This window comes from Weissella confusa (genome assembly GCF_004766315.1).
GTDB classification, from domain to species: domain Bacteria; phylum Bacillota; class Bacilli; order Lactobacillales; family Lactobacillaceae; genus Weissella; species Weissella confusa_A.
This window is the reverse complement of sequence record NZ_PVSN01000055.1, coordinates 1-18,691: the sequence shown is the minus strand read 5'-3', so window position 1 is coordinate 18,691 and position 18,691 is coordinate 1. Positions and strand designations below refer to the sequence as shown.

Annotated in this window: 17 protein-coding genes, 6 tRNA genes, 1 rRNA gene and 1 pseudogene; 23 read left to right on the top strand and 2 right to left on the bottom strand. The window is 45.0% G+C overall.

Features of this window, described 5'->3' with window-relative positions:
• The first annotated feature begins 20 nt into the window (after window positions 1–20).
• From rrf to C6P11_RS08025, 9 genes are all read left to right on the top strand, one after another.
• Window positions 21–137, top strand: a 5S ribosomal RNA gene (rrf, locus tag C6P11_RS08065).
• A 4-nt stretch (window positions 138–141) separates the two neighbouring features.
• Window positions 142–214 (top strand) — tRNA-Val (locus C6P11_RS08060).
• A 2-nt stretch (window positions 215–216) separates the two neighbouring features.
• Window positions 217–290: transfer RNA gene (locus tag C6P11_RS08055), tRNA-Asp, on the top strand.
• Window positions 291–317: 27 nt separating this feature from the next.
• Window positions 318–391 (top strand) — tRNA-Trp (locus C6P11_RS08050).
• Between the two features lie 2 nt (window positions 392–393).
• A tRNA-His gene (locus tag C6P11_RS08045) sits at window positions 394–466 on the top strand.
• Between the two features lie 22 nt (window positions 467–488).
• Window positions 489–572 (top strand) — tRNA-Leu (locus C6P11_RS08040).
• A gap of 52 nt (window positions 573–624) precedes the next feature.
• Window positions 625–698, top strand: a tRNA-Pro gene (locus C6P11_RS08035).
• Window positions 699–799: 101 nt separating this feature from the next.
• Window positions 800–1,102: a hypothetical protein gene (locus C6P11_RS08030; protein WP_135520176.1), complete on the top strand. Its 303-nt coding sequence runs from the start codon at window positions 800–802 to the stop codon at window positions 1,100–1,102.
• A gap of 15 nt (window positions 1,103–1,117) precedes the next feature.
• Window positions 1,118–2,071, top strand: a complete 954-nt coding sequence (locus C6P11_RS08025; protein WP_135520174.1) for an ADP-ribosylglycohydrolase family protein — start codon at window positions 1,118–1,120, stop codon at window positions 2,069–2,071.
• A 57-nt stretch (window positions 2,072–2,128) separates the two neighbouring features.
• Here C6P11_RS08025 and C6P11_RS08020 read toward each other — a convergent pair whose 3' ends face one another.
• The gene (locus tag C6P11_RS08020) at window positions 2,129–4,837 is read right to left on the bottom strand and encodes a YfhO family protein (protein ID WP_245299846.1); all 2,709 of its coding nucleotides are present in this window, start codon (window positions 4,835–4,837) and stop codon (window positions 2,129–2,131) included.
• 251 nt (window positions 4,838–5,088) lie between these two features.
• On the opposite strand from C6P11_RS08020, the gene C6P11_RS08015 reads away from it, so the two are divergent.
• From C6P11_RS08015 to C6P11_RS07955, 13 genes are all read left to right on the top strand, one after another.
• Window positions 5,089–6,519 (top strand): aspartate ammonia-lyase, encoded by a 1,431-nt coding sequence (locus C6P11_RS08015; protein ID WP_135520170.1) that lies wholly within the window; start codon window positions 5,089–5,091, stop codon window positions 6,517–6,519.
• Between the two features lie 182 nt (window positions 6,520–6,701).
• Entirely contained in the window at window positions 6,702–7,679 is a 978-nt protein-coding gene (locus tag C6P11_RS08010) for a mannose/fructose/sorbose PTS transporter subunit IIB (protein WP_135520168.1), read from the top strand.
• Between the two features lie 56 nt (window positions 7,680–7,735).
• Entirely contained in the window at window positions 7,736–8,548 is an 813-nt protein-coding gene (locus tag C6P11_RS08005) for a PTS mannose/fructose/sorbose transporter subunit IIC (RefSeq protein ID WP_135520166.1), read from the top strand.
• A gap of 19 nt (window positions 8,549–8,567) precedes the next feature.
• Window positions 8,568–9,515: a PTS system mannose/fructose/sorbose family transporter subunit IID gene (locus C6P11_RS08000; protein WP_135520164.1), complete on the top strand. Its 948-nt coding sequence runs from the start codon at window positions 8,568–8,570 to the stop codon at window positions 9,513–9,515.
• A gap of 664 nt (window positions 9,516–10,179) precedes the next feature.
• Window positions 10,180–10,524 (top strand): DUF956 family protein, encoded by a 345-nt coding sequence (locus C6P11_RS07995; RefSeq protein ID WP_135520162.1) that lies wholly within the window; start codon window positions 10,180–10,182, stop codon window positions 10,522–10,524.
• A gap of 33 nt (window positions 10,525–10,557) precedes the next feature.
• Complete coding sequence (locus C6P11_RS07990) at window positions 10,558–11,226, top strand: histidine phosphatase family protein (protein ID WP_135520160.1); 669 nt, start codon at window positions 10,558–10,560, stop codon at window positions 11,224–11,226.
• Between the two features lie 194 nt (window positions 11,227–11,420).
• The gene (locus C6P11_RS07985) at window positions 11,421–11,570 is read left to right on the top strand and encodes a teichoic acid D-Ala incorporation-associated protein DltX (protein ID WP_003610198.1); all 150 of its coding nucleotides are present in this window, start codon (window positions 11,421–11,423) and stop codon (window positions 11,568–11,570) included.
• A gap of 29 nt (window positions 11,571–11,599) precedes the next feature.
• Complete coding sequence (dltA, locus tag C6P11_RS07980) at window positions 11,600–13,141, top strand: D-alanine--poly(phosphoribitol) ligase subunit DltA (protein WP_135520158.1); 1,542 nt, start codon at window positions 11,600–11,602, stop codon at window positions 13,139–13,141.
• The gene (dltB, locus tag C6P11_RS07975; RefSeq protein ID WP_135520156.1) at window positions 13,138–14,364 is read left to right on the top strand and encodes a D-alanyl-lipoteichoic acid biosynthesis protein DltB; all 1,227 of its coding nucleotides are present in this window, start codon (window positions 13,138–13,140) and stop codon (window positions 14,362–14,364) included. Before dltA ends, dltB begins: the two co-directional genes overlap by 4 nt.
• A 31-nt stretch (window positions 14,365–14,395) precedes the next feature.
• Window positions 14,396–14,635, top strand: a complete 240-nt coding sequence (gene dltC / locus C6P11_RS07970; protein ID WP_003610201.1) for a D-alanine--poly(phosphoribitol) ligase subunit DltC — start codon at window positions 14,396–14,398, stop codon at window positions 14,633–14,635.
• On the top strand, window positions 14,628–15,890 hold the full coding sequence (gene dltD, locus C6P11_RS07965) for a D-alanyl-lipoteichoic acid biosynthesis protein DltD (protein WP_135520154.1): 1,263 nt from the start codon (window positions 14,628–14,630) through the stop codon (window positions 15,888–15,890). The genes dltC and dltD overlap by 8 nt, the downstream gene beginning before the upstream one ends.
• 116 nt (window positions 15,891–16,006) lie before the next feature.
• A complete protein-coding gene (locus C6P11_RS07960) occupies window positions 16,007–17,149 on the top strand; it encodes a hypothetical protein (protein WP_135520152.1) in 1,143 nt (380 codons plus the stop codon).
• Complete coding sequence (locus C6P11_RS07955) at window positions 17,142–17,984, top strand: alpha/beta hydrolase (RefSeq protein WP_135520150.1); 843 nt, start codon at window positions 17,142–17,144, stop codon at window positions 17,982–17,984. Before C6P11_RS07960 ends, C6P11_RS07955 begins: the two co-directional genes overlap by 8 nt.
• Window positions 17,985–18,027: 43 nt before the next feature.
• On the opposite strand, the gene C6P11_RS07950 is transcribed toward C6P11_RS07955, so the two are convergent.
• Window positions 18,028–18,420, bottom strand: coding sequence for a hypothetical protein (locus tag C6P11_RS07950; protein ID WP_135520149.1), 393 nt, complete (start codon window positions 18,418–18,420; stop codon window positions 18,028–18,030).
• 158 nt (window positions 18,421–18,578) lie between these two features.
• Between C6P11_RS07950 and C6P11_RS07945 the strand changes: the two are divergent.
• A pseudogene (locus C6P11_RS07945) lies at window positions 18,579–18,691 on the top strand (helix-turn-helix domain-containing protein); the annotation flags it as partial.

Here is an 18,691-nt window from a genome sequence, read left to right as displayed (position 1 = left end):
ATTTTCTCAATTAAATAACGTGTCGTGATGATGGCATTGAGGTCACACCTGTTCCCATACCGAACACAGAAGTTAAGCTCAATAGCGCCGAAAGTAGTTGGAGGATCGCTTCCTGCGAGGATAGGACGTCGCGATGCACATGGACGTTTAGCTCAGCTGGGAGAGCACCTGCCTTACAAGCAGGGGGTCACAGGTTCGATCCCTGTAACGTCCATTGGTCGCATGGTCTAGTTGGTTAGGACGTTCGCCTGTCACGCGAAAGATCACGGGTTCGAATCCCGTTGTGACCGTATAATTAAATATTACGTCTCCATTTTAGGGGTATAGTTTAACGGTAGAACGACGGTCTCCAAAACCGTTGGTGGGGGTTCGATTCCCTCTACCCCTGCCATGGCGGTAGTGGTGAAGTGGTTAACACATCGGTTTGTGGTACCGACATGCGTGGGTTCGATTCCCATCTACCGCCCTGACGTAATGTTTAATAAATTGCCGTTGTGGCGGAATAGGCAGACGCGCTGGACTCAAAATCCAGTTCCCGCAAGGGAGTGTGGGTTCGACCCCCACCGACGGCATTTCAAAATGAAACGTCCGGAAACGGGCTTTTTATTTTGAACAAATCAATATCGGGACGTAGCTCAGCTTGGTAGAGCACCTGGTTTGGGACCAGGGGGTCGCAGGTTCGAATCCTGTCGTCCCGATCATTAGAGGTTTAGGTTCGCCTAAGCCTCTTTTTTTGTACTGTCAGCACGCAACTTCTGTTGTAAAATGAATTTAGCATAGAACAAGTGAGGGATAAGATATGGCTAACGAACCAATTACAAACGAATCATATCAACAACTACTAGTTGATTTAGGTGTCGGCGGTCCCCAAGTCGGTGAGAAGAGCTTCAATTTAGCTGATGGCTTCCATGTCCGAGATGAGGCTGGGACTGAAGATGTGTATAACTATTGGGATGTTATTCGACGCGCTGACGAAACGTACTGGTCACCACTAAAGGGCGATCGTAAGACTCTATATGATATTACTGATTATCAAATTCAAGCTAAGTCTACGGGTGAATGGATGAGCATCGCTGACTGGTTTGCAATGGATCGTGTTTAATTAGAGGAGCAGCATATGAAAGCAACGTATTTAAGACAAGCCATGTATGCCTTCGCAATGGGCGATGCTTTTGGTGTCCCTTATGAATTTAAGGGACGTGATACATATGAAGTCGTACCAGAGATGGTAGGGTATCAAACATACTCACAGCCAAAAGGGACGTGGAGTGATGATACTAGCTTAACGCTAGCAACTATCAATGCTTTGTTTGAACCGTTTGATCTAAAGACGGTGATGGGTAATTTTGTTGATTATTTGGAAAACGCAACCTTCACGCCTTATGGTGAAGTGTTCGACGTTGGTAACGGTACAGCCGCTGCAATCAAATCATACGAGGAAACTGGTGATACTAGTTACTTCCGCCCAGATGATGAGCTAAACAATGGTAATGGCGCCTTGATGCGTGTTTGGCCGGTGGCTTTTTACGAGTTTGATTCTGACCGCACGATTGAAGAGATTAGTGACGAATTGACGGACCTCACTCATGGACACCGTCGTTCACGCTTAGCATCACGTTTCTTTATCTATTTCTTGCGTATGATGCCGCGTGTACAAAATGTAGAACGTGCCCTAGATATGGCTATTCGTCGTTCTAATCGTACTGCTATGGAAACGGCAGCACTTGAAACAGAAGAATTCGGCTGGTTAGCGATTACTGACGAGCAATCATCAGCTGATATTATCAATCATCTTAAGACTATGACGCGTGATGAGGTGCCTAGTTCAGGTTACGTTGTCGACACGTTGCAAGCGGTACTGTGGACGTTGTTGCACACAACAAGCTTCGCAGAGGCTGTCCAGACGGCAGCTGCACTGGGTGATGACACGGATACAATTGCGGCGTTGGTCGCAGTTATCATGACGTTTGCTGATCCAGATTTCCCAGCGGAGTGGCTGGATGATTTGGGTGCTAAAGAAAAAATTGAACGTGAATTGTTGCTGGCTGATGAGTCAGGAAAATTTGCCTAAGAAAAAAGAGATTAACACATTGCGCATTTTTAGATGCGTTCGTGTTAATCTCTTTTTTTATTTAATATAACGCCGGATTAATCTGACTAGGATAAATAGCATAATGCCAGCTAAACTGAGCCAACGGCCAATAGTTAGGCCTGGTGTCTCGTATGTTAAGTGAATGTTGTTCTTGCCGCTGTGTAGGGGAATACCAACAAAACCATTATTGATTTTCTGCAGGTGGTAACCCTTGGCTGACCAACCAGAACTGTACGGAATGGTCGTTGCCAATACACGAGGCGTCTTAACTGACACCGTAGTCTTGACTGCATCATCAGTCAGCTGAACATGCGGTGCTGTCGCTTGTGTCGCCTTAGCAACCTTTGTAAATCGTTTGTCCGTTGGAATAGCTTCAATTGATACATCGAATTCATAGGTTCCAGGACGTGAGAAGGTCAGCGGAATAAATTGTTCCTGATTAGTCTTCGTCGCCTGTCCAAGGTTCAATGTGACGCTTTGACGAGGGTTGTAGAAGGACAGGTTTGTTTGACCAGTTTGTGTTGTGCTGATTTCACGATCCGCATAACCAGCTGTAATTGTATAACCACCAATCTCATTACCAGCGTTTTTCACATTGTGCTGATACCAATTCCATGAATAGGCGGCAGTATTATGGCGCAAATCGGGCTCATTTTGCGGGTTACGACTTGCTTGCTCATAATCATATTCATACTGGGCCAAAGCTTGATGATGTTGTTCTGCTAACGACGCAGGATGGTACTTGATATGTGACAAAGTCAAATGCAATTCCGTCCCCTTAAGGGTCTTATCAGCCGGTAGGAAGATGCCATCAGGCAACAATGAAGCATGGGTTGTGTAACGGAAGTGCACGCTTTGCTTAGCCGGTTTCGTTTGATCGGTGCGGACCTTCGCTGTTGTCACTTCTTGGGCAAAGGCTGATGCTTCACCTGACGTCACACTTGGTACGACAACACTATCAGCTAACGTGGCTTCCTTTTTGGTCGCAGATAGTTGATTAAAGTCATGCTGCGCAATTGTATACTTAGGCAAATATACCAATGGATACGCATTTTCCGAGGTTAAGACGGTTTGACCATTGACCGTGACATCTGACTGTTCTTCATATGAAGCCGGTGTCAGGGTATCAGGATTTTGAAAACGTTGTTTAATACCTAAAACGTTGCTTAGGACATCACGATTGTCGAGATTTCCCGTCACGTCATTGGGATTTGATGGGCCAACTTCTAACGCCGTCATCAGGTTGCCGACCGCACCGTTCTGGAGTGACCAGTAACTTTCGACATTATTAACCTGACTCAGAATTGGCAAATTAGTTGCCGGCGCAATACCGGTCGCATTGCTAAGCTGGTTATCAATGAAACTGCGTTCGAACGTTGTTGACGTTGGGACGTAGTTTTTTTGGTTAGCCAATAACTTGTTAACAGACTGAGTAGCTAACATATCACTCTGATTTGGGTTGGTATTATCAGTGTGGTTGCGACTTGTAATCAAAACCACGTTGAATAGTGTCAGCCCGACCAGTAACCAAGCAAGCTTTGGACGTGACAGGTGATGTTGCGTGAACCACAGCACAGCGACTGTACCGAAGAACCAAGCAATCACCAAGCCAAAACGCATGTTCAAATTAAAACTGCTCATGATAAACAAAGATGTGGCCGATAGGAGTCCGACTAGCGAGAACGTTAAGTAATCACGGGCTGTTAGCTGCCTTAATTGCCCCAACATGACGATAGTTACCAGACTAATTGGCAAGGCCAACATGAAAATCCACCGGTTTGAAGGGGAAGATCCACCGTTCAATAGGCCAGCGAAAACGGGTAATAAGACACCGACAAAACTAACTAACCAAATCAAATTGTAGGGTTTGAATGCTTGCCAACGGCGAAGACTGAAAATGATAGCCATCACATTGAGGGCACTAAAGCCACCAGTCAACCAAAAATCAGGCGTTGTTAAATTACCAATCAAATTGCCAGGCAAACCTAAATAGTAATACGCCGGATAGACAGTCAAACCGTTGGCCAATGACTTACCAGAGCGAGCAGACTGCAAAACGGCCATGACACTCGGGAAGAATAAAATCATCGGGATCAACGCGCCGATTACGGCGTGACCAAACAGGGATAGATGTTGACGCCAGTTTAGCCAGTTCTTGTTAAACCATTGATAACCCAGCCAAAAGGCAAAGGCACCGATTGCCATCATAAAGGCGAAATAAAAGTTATTCCACAGGGTCCAAGCCACTAATACGGTAAACCAACCATACTGTCGTTTGCTTAATGCCCGATGCAACATCAGAATCAGCAATGGAAAGATGATCAGCGGATTCAAGAAGAATGGATGTTCAAACGCAGCGAACGCCGTATAGCCGAAAAAGATATAACTGAAGGTACCGATTAAATACTGCCAGTTTTGTTGTTTGGGCACAAAATGACGCGCCACGACGATAAAACTCAATCCGGCTAGAAATAGCCGTATCACAATACTTAAGTTGTAATAGGCGAGCACATGGGCTTTTCTAACCAGAGCAACCCCGTATGTGAAAATATCGCCCATCGTGTAATAAGCAAACGTTTGGAGATAATCTGCTCCGAGTCCGATTTGCCATTGCCAGGCGTTTGGCCATTCGTGATTGAATAGTAAGTCTTTCAAATCACTTTGCCATTGCACCAACGCTGGAAAGTGTTGTGCAATTCCATCTGATTGCCAGACAAGTGACGTACCAGTTAAGTAATAGGGCAAAAAAATAGCCCCAGCGGTTAATACAAATAAAAATGTGTATTCGACAAACAGATTTTGCCACCACCGAAAGGTTTGTTTCATATATAAATCTCCTTGTAAAGAAGTCCCTTCATTATATCATCATCACAAAAACACGCTTTCGTAAAACGTTTAACGGTTACTAGATGTTAGGAAGCCTTACAAAAAGACACACTTTAGGCATAAATACACGGTACACTAGTCAAAATTTATTAAAGAGGTGACTAAATAAGATGAGACACGAGAGCGATTCTTTAGGAACAGTTTCAGTACCAGCAACGACATATTACGGGGTGCACACCCAACGCGCCGTTGAGAATTTTCCAATTACCGGGGAACTGGTCAATCCGGAATTAATTCGCAGACTGATTGAAATTAAGGAAGCCGCAGCATTAGTGAATGCAGCGGCTGGCGATTTGCCAACCGAAACGGCCGACGCGATTGTGGCGGCTACTAAGCAACTATTGCAACAACCAATCGACTACGCTATGTTCCCACTTGATCCGATTCAAGGTGGCGCTGGTACCAGCATGAACATGAATGTGAATGAAGTTGTCGCTAATCTGGCGTTGGAATTGTTGGGGGATGAAAAGGGAAATTACGCCCGTATCAATCCAAACGATCACGTTAATCGGGGGCAGAGTACGAATGACGTTTACCCATCGGCTGGGAAGTTGGCGATGATTCGATTGATGGCGCCACTATTCGATGAGTTGGAAGCCTTGATTTCTACGTTGGGAGCCAATGCTGATGAATTTGCCCGTGTTTACAAAATGGGTCGTACGCAACTGCAGGATGCGGTGCCGATGACAGTTGGTAATTCATTCCACACTTATTTGAAGCCATTACGTCGTGATTTGCGTCGCTTGCAAGATGCGGAAGCTGCCTTGCACACTCTGAACTTGGGTGGCTCAGCAATCGGTTCAGGTATTAATGTGTCGTACCACTACCAAGTACACGTTATTCCAAAGTTGGAAACAGTGACTGGCTTAGAATTATTCCAAGCCGTCGACTTGTTTGATGCCACGCAAAACTTGGATGTGTTTACGACGTTATCAGGTGCTTTGAAGACGCTAGCAGTCAACCTATCAAAGATGAGTAATGATTTGCGTTTGCTAAGTTCTGGTCCACGATCAGGATTGAGCGAAATTAACTTGCCTGCGCGTCAGGCGGGAAGTTCAATCATGCCAGGCAAGGTTAACCCAGTGATTCCGGAGGTTGTTAATCAGGTAGCATTCGAAGTCATTGGAAACGATGCCACGATTACGGCTGCTGTAGAAGCAGGGCAACTTGAATTGAACGCCTTTGAGCCAGTTTTGTTCTATCGTATGTTTGCATCAATCACGCATTTGACATCAGCGATGAAGACATTCCGTGAGCACGCAATCGCCGGCATTACACACAATGAAGAACGATTGGCTAAAGACATTGACTTGTCAGCCTCATTTGCAACAGCGATGGCGAACATGGTTGGGTATAAGCAAGCCGCCGAGTTGGCGAAGGAATCGCTTAAGACGAATCGTCCTTTGCGTGAGTGCGCGATTGCATCGGGCATCTTTACGGATGAGCAATTGGCTCACATCTTTGCAGTTGAAGAAATTGTCGTGAATGCGCGAACGCCAGAGCATGGGCTTGTACTAAAGCGTGCTGGGTACACAAGTTAAACAAAATCAGGATTTTTTTCATAAATAAAACACAGTAAATAATTAATATCGATATTATGCGTTTTGCAGGAAAATTCATAAAATCGTAACGTATTTCCCTGAAAGCGTTTACATATGAACGTATGTAGGGTACAATTTGTTTTGTACCTAAGGGATTAATAAATTTAAGGAGCGTGGCAATTATGGTGAATTTCATTATTGCTAGTCACGGCGAGTTCGCTGCCGGCATCCGTCAATCAGGTCAAATGATCTTCGGGGAGCAAGAGAACGTACAAGTTGTAACGTTTATGCCAAACGAAGGTCCAGAGGATTTGATGAAGAAGTATGACGATGCGTTGGCAACGTTTGAGCCAGAGGGACAAGTTTTGTTCCTTGTGGATTTGTGGGGCGGGTCACCGTTTAACGTGGCAACTCGTATTCAAGCCCAACACGAAGATCGCATGGCGATTGTGTCAGGCTTGAACCTACCAATGTTGGTAGAAGCATACGGTGCTCGTTTCTCAATGGAAACGGCTGCCGAAATTGCACACTACTTGGTACCAGTTGCCAAGGAAGGTGTGAAGTCAATTCCAGAAACGGAAGAGGCAACGCCAGCTACTGCTGGTGCTACTTCATCAGAAGAAGCAGCACCAGCAGTAGCTGCGGGGGATATTAATGAAGTAAAGCACTCTGGTGAGCGCCAAATCGACGTTCGCTTGGCTCGTATCGACTCACGTTTGTTGCACGGACAAGTTGCAACCGCTTGGACGAAGTCAGTACAACCAAATCGTATCATCGTTGTTTCTGACGGTGTTGCTAAGGATGAGTTGCGTAAGACATTGTTGGTACAAGCCGCACCGGTTGGTGTAAAGGTTAACGTTGTACCAATTCAAAAGTTGGTTGATGTTTGGGATGACCCACGTTTTGCCTCAGTTAAGGCCTTGTTGTTGTTTGAAACACCACAAGATGTTGCTGCAGCGGTTAAGGGTGGTGTTAAGTTGGACAAGGTTAACATCGGTTCAATGTCTCACTCAGAAGGTAAGCGCATGGTGACGAACGCCGTTGCCGTTGACGACGAAGACGTGAAGACGTTGGAGTACTTGCGTGACCAAGGTATCACTTTCGATGTTCGAAAGGTGCCAAGTGATCAAAGCAAGGACATCTTCGACTTGTTGAAGTAATCACAATTGAATAACTACTATATTATTGCTAAGAAATTATTTGGGAGGATGAACGCATGATTTCAGCGTTTTTCGTAATTCTAATCGCATTCTTGGCCGGTGTGGAAGGAATCTTGGACGAGTTCCAATTCCACCAACCACTGGTCGCTGCAACGTTGATTGGATTGGCAACTGGTCACCTAATGGAAGGTGTTATCCTTGGTGGAACGTTGCAAATGTTGGCTTTGGGATGGATGAACATCGGAGCCGCTATCGCACCCGATGCCGCTTTGGCATCAGTTGTTTCAGCTTACTTGGTTACTGGACCTGCACAAGTTGACATCAAGACTGGTATGGCCATCGCGATTCCTTTGGCCGTTGCCGGACAAATCTTGACGATCGGTGTTCGTACGATTACGGTTGCCTTGGCTCACGTCGCTGACCGTGAAGCTGAAAAGGGTAATATCGCAGGTGTTGAGCGTGTTCACTGGTTGGCTTTGGTCTTCCAAGGATTGCGTATTGCTATCCCAACGGCAATCGTTATGGCCGTTGGTGCCGGACCTGTTAATGCCGCTTTGAACGCTATCCCAGAAGTGATTACTAAGGGATTGGCTGTTGCCGGTGGATTTATCGTGGTTGTTGGTTACGCCATGGTTATTAACATGATGGCAACTGCTGAGTTGTGGCCATTCTTCTTCTTGGGATTCGCCCTATCAGCTGTGACTGAATTGGACTTGATTGCTATGGGTATCATCGGATTGGTACTTGCATTGATTTACCTACAATTGTCACCAAAGTTTAACGGCGGTAACGGTGGTGGATCAAACGGCGGCGGTTCTGCCGGCGGAAATGGTGGCGACCCAGTCGATGCCATTTTGAACAACTACTAGGAGCAGGGGGAATAACATCATGTCTGAATTAGTAAAGAATGAAGTTCACTTGACTAAGAAGGAACTTCGTGCAACTTGGTGGCGTTCATTCTTCTTGCAAGGTTCATGGAACTACGAGCGTATGCAAAACGTTGGTTGGGCATTCGCCATGATTCCTGCAATCAAGAAGTTGTACTCATCAAAGGAAGATCGTGCCGCAGCTTTGAAGCGTCACTTGGAATTCTTCAACACACACCCATACGTGGCTTCACCAATCTTGGGTGTTGAAATGGCTTTGGAAGAGCAACGTGCAAACGGTGCTGATATCGATGACGAAACGATTCAAGGTGTTAAGGTCGGAATGATGGGACCTTTGGCCGGTGTCGGTGACCCAATCTGGTGGGGAACTGTTCGTCCAGTGCTTGGAGCCTTTGCTGTCGGTATGGCACAAGGTGGTTCAATCATGGGGCCAATCATCTTCTTCGTTGTTTGGAACGTCTTGCGTATGGGATTCTTGTGGTACACACAAGACCTTGGTTACAAGCAAGGAACTAACATCACGCAAAGCTTGGCCGGTGGTGCCATGCAAAAGATTACGATGGGTGCATCAATCCTTGGTATGTTTATCATGGGTGTGCTGGTTCCTCGTTGGACGACGATGAACTTCCCATTGGTTGTTTCAAAGGTTAAGGTACAAGACGGTGCTGGTGTTGATATGGGAAGCTTGGCTTCACAAATTAACGATGGTCACGTTTCAGTATCAAAGTTGATCGAAATCGTACAACAAATCCAAGGTGGTCAAACTTTGGGTGCATACAAGATTACGACGTTGCAAGACACGTTGAACCAATTGATTCCTGGTTTGGCACCATTGCTATTGTTGTTCCTGGTATTGTGGTTGCTACGTAAGCGCGTATCAGCTATCACAATCATCTTCGGATTGTTCGCCGTTGGTATCTTGGCTTACGCACTTGGTATCATGGGATAATCATTCGAACGATACAATGTTTGCTAAAATGGTAGGAGGCGGAAACGCCTGCTACCATTTTTAGTTAACGAAGGTTAGGTGGCGGGGTGTGTCGTCGCTATCGCGCCGAGTAACCTGCCCCTTCTGTAGGCTCGCTAACCCAAGTAGACCATGACCTGCAGGGAGCGGAGTCCACGCCGTTGGCGCGTACACCTTTACCTCCCGTGGCTCTAAGCGGGAAACCCGCTAAGATCCCCAAGGTCCACTTGGGTCTATACGCTCGGCGGGGCAGGTCACAGCAGCCAAGTTAATACTATGATTGTTTGATATTCATCCACCGCAATACTTTGAGATGGACTGTTCACTCATTTGTTTTCCGGTAGATGTAAATCCGTAATAGACAAGTACATCTTGGCTGCTGTGGCTGGGGGCGCCCCGCGTATGGAACGAGGAGTGGCTAAATATGTGGCAGTAGCACTTAGCGGTTTTACCGCTTAGCGCTACAAGGGGTAAAGGTGTACGCGGCGCAGCCGTGGACTCCGCCCGCCACTATTTTGACACTCCTCGTTTAGCGGGCCTAAAGAAGCCCCCAGCCACTCCGACCAGAGGTCGGACACGCACCACCAATTAAATAAAAAAATCCCCTACTTAGGGGGATACATATCAAATAGTAGAGGAAAGAATTATGGTACAAGCACTTAATACAAAAATCAATCTAGAGGGTAACGCAAATTCGATGATGTCACCGGTTAACATCAAACAAGGACGCATGTTCTATGGTGACCGAGGCATGGAGTTCCGTGCTAATGCTGGTGGTGGCTACATTCAAATTCCTTGGGATACCGTTGAATCAGTTAGTATGGAAATCTTTTTGAACTTTTATTACCGTGGCTTCTTCGTTAAGACGACCGCTGGCCAAGAATTTGAGTTTGTCGGCGCTAGAGCCAAGCAAGCGGTTGAAATCTTCCGTGCCCACCTTAAGCCGGAACAAATTCGCCGCCGTAAAGGTGTTTTGGAACGTAAAAAGTAAGTTTGCTATAATGGCGTTGAAAGGACGGTTAGCATGAAGACAATTAATTTGATCGTTGTGCGTCATGGTAAGACGTACTTTAATCGCTATAACAAGTTACAAGGATGGGGAAACTCGCCTTTAACTGAAGACGGAATTGCTGATGCGCAACGCGTGGGTGAGACGCTTGCGAATGTTTCATTCAAAGCAGCCTATAGTTCGGATACAACCCGTGCTATGGATACAGCCAAGTATATTTTGGCGGCTAACAAAGTGTCTGGGGATGTCACGTTAACAACCTCTTGGCATTTCCGAGAAGAGTTCTATGGTAGCTTTGAAGGTAGCAATATGGATGTCGCCTGGACGGCTGCAGGCGCACCAGTTGGTCTGACAACCTATGCACAAATTGTTGATGCATATGGGGTTGATAAGACCAAGGATTTGCTGAAGGACGCTGATCCTTGGCATGATGCTGAAAATGCAGCTGAGTATTGGGAACGTGTTGATGCAGGCTTTGCCCAAATTTTATCCGATGAACGACTACAAGATGGTGATACAGTTTTGTTAATTAGTCACGGAAATACATTGATTTCGTTAGCTGACCGTTATGGACAAGGGAAGATTCAAGTGCACGAACGTCCTGCAAATGGGTCAATCGCGCACATGGCATTGTCTGATACGGGAATTGAAATCACGCAATATAACAATAAAAAAGTGAATTAACATTCGGGACCGAACAAATCTTTATTTTAGGATTTCGGTCCTTTTTTAGTAAATTTCCGAAAACTTCAAAAAATTAAACTCCAAGAAAAGGAAAATTTATGGTATCGTTTATGGATACGTGCTAAAATAACAAATGAAACTTTTGTGACATTTGTGTTGCGAAAAAGACAGGAATATGTGCGAGAGGTTTAGATATGATTGAAAAGCTGGTGGCAATGAGTCAGCAGCCAGTTGTGAAATTTGTTTTGCAAACGCTGTTTTACGCAGTTGTATTGATGATTTTGTTCTATTTGTACGGCTATTCAGGTTTAGGCCAAGGACACTTTATTTATAACGAATTCTAGAGATAAGAGATTTTTGGGGGCTTAGTAACATGCAAGTTACGAACATGTTGAAGACGATTGATGGATACGCACAAACACAATCAGATATGGCTGTCTACAATGTGCTAGGTGAGACGCACTCATACGCTGATTTGAAGCGCGACTCAGATGGATTGGCAGCTTACGTCGATTCGCTTGATTTACCAGATAAGTCATTGGTGATGGTATTTGGTGGTCAAGAATATGAAATGTTGGCAACTTTTGTTGGTTTGAGCAAGTCAGGCCATGCTTATGCACCGGTTGATGTTAATTCAGCTAATGAGCGTTTGCTAAACATTTTGTCAATTGGTAAGCCAAGCTTGGTCATTGCGGTTGATCCGTTGCCAATTGAGATTACGGACGTGCCGGTTATTGATATCTATCAATTGCAAACGGCCTTCAAGTCAGGTGCTTCATATGAGATGACGCACGCTGTTGAAGGAGATGATAATTACTACATCATCTTTACTTCAGGAACGACCGGATTGCCAAAGGGTGTGCAAATTTCACACAACAACCTATTGTCATACACGAACTGGATGCTAAACACTGAGGACTTCTCAGTACCAGAGCAACCACAAATGTTGGCACAACCACCATACTCATTTGACTTGTCAGTGATGTATTGGGCACCAACGTTGGCAATGGGTGGTACGTTGTACGCGCTACCAAAGCATGTAACAGAAAACTTCAAGGAGTTGTTTGCCGTTTTGCCAGATTTGCCAATTCAAGTTTGGACATCAACACCATCATTTGCGGACATGGCCACGTTGTCAGAAGACTTTACGGCTGAAAAGATGCCACAAATTAAGTACTTCTACTTCGATGGTGAGGAGCTAACGGTAAGCACAGCAGCTAAGTTGCACGAGCGCTTCCCAGAAGCTCGCATCGTGAATGCATATGGGCCAACGGAAGCAACGGTTGCTTTGTCAGCAGTTGCCATTACGCCAGCAATGATTGAAAAGGCTGAGCGCTTGCCAATTGGTTTCCCAAAGCCTGATTCACCAACCTTTGTCATGGACGAAGAGGGGAACAAGTTGCCAGTTGGTGAACAAGGAGAAATCATTGTTTCAGGTCCAGCTGTGTCAAAGGGTTACTTGAACAACCCTGAAAAGACGGCTGCTGCTTTCTTTGAATTGGATGGTCAACCAGCTTATCACACCGGTGACCTTGGCTTCTTCGATGAAGATGGCATGTTGCACTACGGTGGTCGTTTGGACTTCCAAATCAAGTTCAATGGTTACCGTATCGAGTTGGAAGAAGTGTCTCACGTCTTGAACTTGTCACAATACGTTGAATCAGCTGTGGCTGTGCCACGTTACAACGACCAACACAAGGTGCAAAACTTGTTGGCATATGTGGTTGTAAAGCCAGGTGTTCGTGAGCAATTCGAAAAGGATTTGCAATTGACGAAGGCTATCAAGGAAGACTTGAAGGACGATATGATGCCTTACATGATGCCATCACGTTTCTTGTACCGTGATGACTTGCCAATTACGCCAAACGGTAAGATTAACATCAAGGCTTTGATTGCTGAGGTTAACAATCGATGATGGATTGGCTTAAAGCATTGCCAAATTGGCAGCCATATGGTGATCCACAATACTTTGGGTACTTAGTTTTGGCGTTAGTGCCAATTGTGATTGCCATGCTGTATGGTAAGCGAATCAAGTGGTATGAAGGTCTGGTGTCATTAGCGTTCATCGTGTTGATGTTTGCTGGGACACATTGGCAACAGTTTATCGCATTGATTGGCTACATTATTTGGCAGATGGTGATGGTGTTTGGTTATGCAGCATACCGTAAGCGAGCCGACAACAAGTGGGTGTTCTACGGCGCTGCCTTGTTAGACATCTTTCCATTGGCGATTGTTAAAATCACGCCAGCTATCGATAATGGTCAAAATTCATTGCTTGGATTTTTGGGGATTTCATACTTGATGTTCCGTTCAGTCGGTATGATTATGGAAATCCGCGATGGCGTGTTGAAGGAATTTTCATTGCCACAGTTCATGCGGTTTATGTTGTTCATGCCAACGCTGTCATCAGGACCAATTGATCGTTACCGTCGTTTCAATGAAGATTATGAAAATGTACCTGATCGCGACAAGTATTTGGGTATGCTTGAAAAGGCAGTTAAGTACTTGTTCTTAGGATTCTTGTACAAGTTTGTCTTGGCTTACATTTTCGGGTCGTTGTTGTTGCCACCTTTGGAACAGGCAGCCTTACGGGCAGGCGGATTATTCAATCTACCAACGCTAGGGGTTATGTACGCTTACGGATTCGACTTGTTCTTTGATTTTGCGGGGTATTCATTGTTTGCCGTTGCCATCTCATACATGATGGGAATTGAAACGCCGATTAACTTCGATAAGCCATTTATGGCGAAGAATTTGAAGGACTTCTGGAATCGTTGGCACATGTCATTGAGTTTTTGGTTCCGTGACTACATCTTCATGCGTTTGGTCATGGTTCTGATGCGCAAAAAAGTATTCAAGAACCGTAATGTCACATCAGGTGTGGCCTACATCATCAATATGACGATTATGGGATTCTGGCACGGTGTGACGTGGTACTACATTTCTTATGGAATCTTCCACGGTGTTGCACTGGTCATCAATGACTGGTGGCTACGTTATAAGAAGCGTCACAAGGGACAAGTGCCACACAACAAGTTTACGGAGGCCTTCGCCATCTTCTTCACGTTTAATGTCGTGATGTTGAGTTTCTTGTTGTTCTCTGGTTTCTTGAACCAACTTTGGTTCCACCAACACTAACAGTTATAGTTTAAAAATGGGGTAAATAAAAATGGATGTAAAAGCAGAATTGATTGCCATGATTAATGACTTGTTCTTGGAAGATGTTTCCGACATGATGGATGAAGATTTGTTCGATGCCGGTATCATGGATTCAATGGGAACGGTTGAGCTTGTGCTAGAAATCGAATCAAAGTTTAACATTAAGGTGCCAGTATCAGAAATGGGCCGTGACGATTGGAACACTGCTAACAAGATTATCGAAGGTATCGAGGAGTTGCGTAATGCTTAAACGATTGGGACTAATTTTTGGTCCTGTCATCTTAGCTTTTGCACTTGTCGTTGCGGTGATTGAGTTGGCACCGATGTCAACCAACAAACACAATTTTCAAGATGAGCAGCGCGCTGCTAACGCCTTGACGCCAACGGTTTTTAAAAATCAAACGTTGAAGCAACGGGCCTTGACGGATCCAAAGCACCGCTTCGTGCCTTTCTTTGGTTCAAGTGAATGGAGCCGTATGGATTCTTTGCACCCATCAGTTTTGGCGCAAGCGTATGATCGTTCATACCGACCATTTTTGCTTGGTCAGCGTGGTGCACAGTCTTTGACGCAATACTTCGGTATGCAGCAAATTAGTCAGCAAATGCAAGGAAAGCAAGCCGTTTATGTGATTTCACCACAATGGTTTGTGAAGCAAGGTGAGGACTCGGCAGCGTTCAAGTATTACTTTAGTCAGGCCCAGGCATTGACCTGGTTGCAATCGGCTGGTGATACACCTACTGATCGCTATGCCGCAAAGCGTTTGCTACAAATGAATGTGTCGAGTGCTTTGACAGGTTATTTGAAGAAGATTGCCAAGGGTGAAAAGTTGTCTGATGGCGATCGCAACATGATTGGGCTACGACTAGATTTCATTAATCACCAAGACGCGTTGTTCGCAGACTTCCAATTGGGCAATAACTACGAAAAGAAGATTTTGCCTAAGACGAAGATTTTGCCACAACCTTATAATGAACAAAAGCTTGAATCATTAGCTGATAAGTTGGCGGCAAAGCGTACGACAAACAACACGTTTGGTATTGATAATGCGTTCTACAAGCAACGTGTTGCCAAGCACGTGAAGGCCTTGGCTGGCTCACAAAAGTCATTTGATTACACGAACTCACCTGAATATGGTGACTTCGAATTGTCATTGCAACAATTTGCTAAGACGAAGACAAATGTCTTGTTTGTGATTCCACCAGTTAATGAAAAGTGGGCTAAGTATACAGTCCTTGATATGACTATGTATCAAGATGCTGTGGCTAAAATCCGTTATCAATTAACTTCACAAGGGTTCACTAATATTGCAGACTTCTCTCAAGATGGTGGCAAGGCGCACTTTATGCAAGATACCATTCACCTTGGTTGGCGTGGCTGGTTGGCCATGGACAAGAAAGTGAACCACTTTCTAACGACGCCAAGTAAGACACCGGCGTACGGCATGAACGATCAATTCTTTGATGAATCATGGGCTACGGCGAAAAATGTTGCTGCTTTTAAATAATCAGCATAACTGACAGTTGTAGTGGTAGAATAATGGCGATTAGATATGATGTCTAATCGCCATTTTTTGACCACTTATGACTGCGACGTTCCGAATTTTATGAAAGGATGGCGCGTATGAAAGAAAATATACAGGCTGTCCGGCGTGCGATGCAGCAAATGTTACCACTCGTTTTGATGCTAACGTGGCTTTATTTACTGCAACAATTGTTCTTACGACCAGATGGTTATTTTGCGGTCACACTCGGATATGGGCGCAATGTTATCCCAGCTTTTGGCGAAATCAATCGCGTTGTGACCTTGTTTTTAGACAAAGGCTTTCAAATCATGGGAGTCTTGGTTATCGTCTTGGCGATTCAAAAACGCTTACAAGATGAATTCCAAGGGCATCAGCAAACGATATTACTATCGCTTGTGACGTTGGTGAGTTGGCAAATGCTGAACACCACCGCGAGTCTCATGAATTTGGCAGTATTGCCGTTGATGGTATTTGCCATTATGGTACCGGTTCAACTGGTTAAGCCCAGGCACCGGTATCTGGTAGCGATTGTAGTGACCCTAATCATCGGGGCGTATGCTGTTACCTTGCACAGTTGGTTAAAACTTTCTTTGTTCGGCCTAATGCAGCAGGGGCTAATCACGTTAATTGGGGATGGGTCGACTGACCTTTGGCAGACCTGGTTATGGGTGCTGGTAGCCGTTTTTGGAAACTGGTTTGGCTTAAATGCAGTTGCTGGTGTAATCCGCCCAGACATTTCAGCTACCGCAGCAAACGAAAATTTGGTGGCTGCCCTGCAACATCAAACAATTCCACATGTGTTCTCGTTATATCCACTATCTGCATTTGTGTGGTTTGGTGGTGCGGGATTAATGTTGGCATTGTTAATCACGTACTTAATTCAAGCGCGGAATAAGCCGTTGCCATTGTTATTAATCCTAACGATAATTCCAACCTTTTTTGATCAGTGGTGGGCGCTTGCGTTTGCGCTACCAATTATGTGGAATTGGCGTGTTCTGCGTACGATGATAATAGCCTCTACCGTTAATCTAGGCATTGGTGCCTTGTTGCTGGCCGTGCATTTGGCACCAGCTGTCTATTGGGTGCCATCAGGAACGCCAACAATTCTATTTGGTGGCCTAGCTTCACATAATATGTGGCTGTACATTCTTGTGACAATTGGCTTGTTAGCGTTGGATGTTGTGATTTTCTGGCGTGTCGTGCAAGAACTGCATAAGAGTGGGGAGGTTGCCTATGCGTAAACGTTGGTTAATGTTAATACTAGGCTTACTAAGCGTCCTATTGATTACAATGGCGATTGTTGGGCTTCGTTGGAGTCAGAGCAAAACGACGACAAATCAACGAATCTTTAACTCACGCATGACGCCAACGATTTTAATTCCGGGGTCATCAGCTTCGCAGAATCGGTTTGATCAGCTGATTGCCCAACTGAATAAGGGTGACAATAAGCACAGCCTAGTGAAGGTGACGGTTAAGACTGATAATTCAATGGTCACGACTGGAAAGGTACGTAATGGTGATTTAGCGCCGTATTTTGTGGTGGCATTTGAGAATAATCATGATGGTTATGCCAATATTAAAAAGCAGGCCAGCTGGTTTAATGAAGCTTTGCAGATGCTGCAGAAGAAATATCGTTTCCGTCAATTTCAAGCCATCGGGCATTCGAATGGTGGCTTAATTTGGACGCGCTTTTTGGAAAAGTATTATGATAACGATAGTCAGCATATCAACGTGCTCATGACCATCGGGACGCCATACAACTTTGAAGAAACAAATTCTAAGAACCGCACGCAAATGTTGCAGGATTTTATTAAAGAACGTGACGAATTACCGAGCGATTTAACCGTGTATTCAATTAAGGGAACTGAAACCTATGACGATGATGGCATTGTGCCAGAACAGTCGGTACAAACCGGCAAATTCATCTTCCAAAAACAGGTTGCCCATTTTACTGAAATTACGGTGACTGGGGATGACGCGCAGCACTCTGATCTGCCACAAAATCAACAAATTGTCGATCTGATTCAGCAGTATGTACTGCCAAAGAATCAGGATGTGCCAGGCAATCGGAAATAGAAAAGGCGTGAACAAACGGATTGTTTGTTCACGCCTTATGTGTTTAGTGCCAGAAAATTTGAACTTCACCGTCAGTGTGGAATGAGTATTCGAAATCTGAGTTATCCAAAATGTCAGCAACACCGCTTTGAACGAGCGTGTTGAAAACAGAAATTGGCATTTCGTTGGCCAAAACAAGTTGTTCACGCCAAGCAGGGTTCTTACGGAAGTGGAACTGGTAGTGACCAATTACGACATCACGCACGAAGTCTTGCAAGTCGTGTAGGTTAACCGTTGCTGATTCGAAACCGAAGTCGGCAACCGTTGCGATGATTTCAGTCAAACGCTTGGCGATAGCATCCTCGATTTGCTCACGTACATCGGCGTGGGCAGCTTCAGGCTTCCAGTCGGAAGGGTGTGACAATTCTTGCTTTGCAATCAAGTTCTTTTTCGTCATAATGACATCCTCGTTTATATTCTTGAATTTACAATTCAAGTGCAACACTAAGCTAAATAAAAACTGACTCATAATGAACCAGCGTAAAATGTAGTTTGTCTAGAACATACAGAACGCGAGGAAACATTATGAGTCATTATCATTAGCTTACCGCATTTGATCGCGGACGTATAGAAGTTTTACTCAGAGAAGGGTTGTCAATGCGTAGCATTGCAAAAGAAATTGGTAGAAGCGCTTCGACAATCTCTCGTGAGATTGCCCGCTGTGTTGG

What these genes read in the sequence shown, in the direction of transcription:
- C6P11_RS08000 (WP_135520164.1), top strand. Translation starts at nt 8,568, where the DNA reads ATGTCTGAATTAGTAAAGAATGAAGTTCACTTGACTAAGAAGGAACTT.
- dltD (WP_135520154.1), top strand. Translation starts at nt 14,628, where the DNA reads ATGCTTAAACGATTGGGACTAATTTTTGGTCCTGTCATCTTAGCTTTT.
- dltA (WP_135520158.1), top strand. Translation starts at nt 11,600, where the DNA reads ATGCAAGTTACGAACATGTTGAAGACGATTGATGGATACGCACAAACA.
- C6P11_RS07960 (WP_135520152.1), top strand. Translation starts at nt 16,007, where the DNA reads ATGAAAGAAAATATACAGGCTGTCCGGCGTGCGATGCAGCAAATGTTA.
- C6P11_RS07950 (WP_135520149.1), bottom strand. Translation starts at nt 18,420, where the DNA reads ATGACGAAAAAGAACTTGATTGCAAAGCAAGAATTGTCACACCCTTCC.
- C6P11_RS07995 (WP_135520162.1), top strand. Translation starts at nt 10,180, where the DNA reads ATGGTACAAGCACTTAATACAAAAATCAATCTAGAGGGTAACGCAAAT.
- C6P11_RS08030 (WP_135520176.1), top strand. Translation starts at nt 800, where the DNA reads ATGGCTAACGAACCAATTACAAACGAATCATATCAACAACTACTAGTT.
- dltC (WP_003610201.1), top strand. Translation starts at nt 14,396, where the DNA reads ATGGATGTAAAAGCAGAATTGATTGCCATGATTAATGACTTGTTCTTG.
- dltB (WP_135520156.1), top strand. Translation starts at nt 13,138, where the DNA reads ATGATGGATTGGCTTAAAGCATTGCCAAATTGGCAGCCATATGGTGAT.
- C6P11_RS08025 (WP_135520174.1), top strand. Translation starts at nt 1,118, where the DNA reads ATGAAAGCAACGTATTTAAGACAAGCCATGTATGCCTTCGCAATGGGC.
- C6P11_RS08015 (WP_135520170.1), top strand. Translation starts at nt 5,089, where the DNA reads ATGAGACACGAGAGCGATTCTTTAGGAACAGTTTCAGTACCAGCAACG.
- C6P11_RS07985 (WP_003610198.1), top strand. Translation starts at nt 11,421, where the DNA reads ATGATTGAAAAGCTGGTGGCAATGAGTCAGCAGCCAGTTGTGAAATTT.
- C6P11_RS07955 (WP_135520150.1), top strand. Translation starts at nt 17,142, where the DNA reads ATGCGTAAACGTTGGTTAATGTTAATACTAGGCTTACTAAGCGTCCTA.
- C6P11_RS08010 (WP_135520168.1), top strand. Translation starts at nt 6,702, where the DNA reads ATGGTGAATTTCATTATTGCTAGTCACGGCGAGTTCGCTGCCGGCATC.
- C6P11_RS07990 (WP_135520160.1), top strand. Translation starts at nt 10,558, where the DNA reads ATGAAGACAATTAATTTGATCGTTGTGCGTCATGGTAAGACGTACTTT.
- C6P11_RS08005 (WP_135520166.1), top strand. Translation starts at nt 7,736, where the DNA reads ATGATTTCAGCGTTTTTCGTAATTCTAATCGCATTCTTGGCCGGTGTG.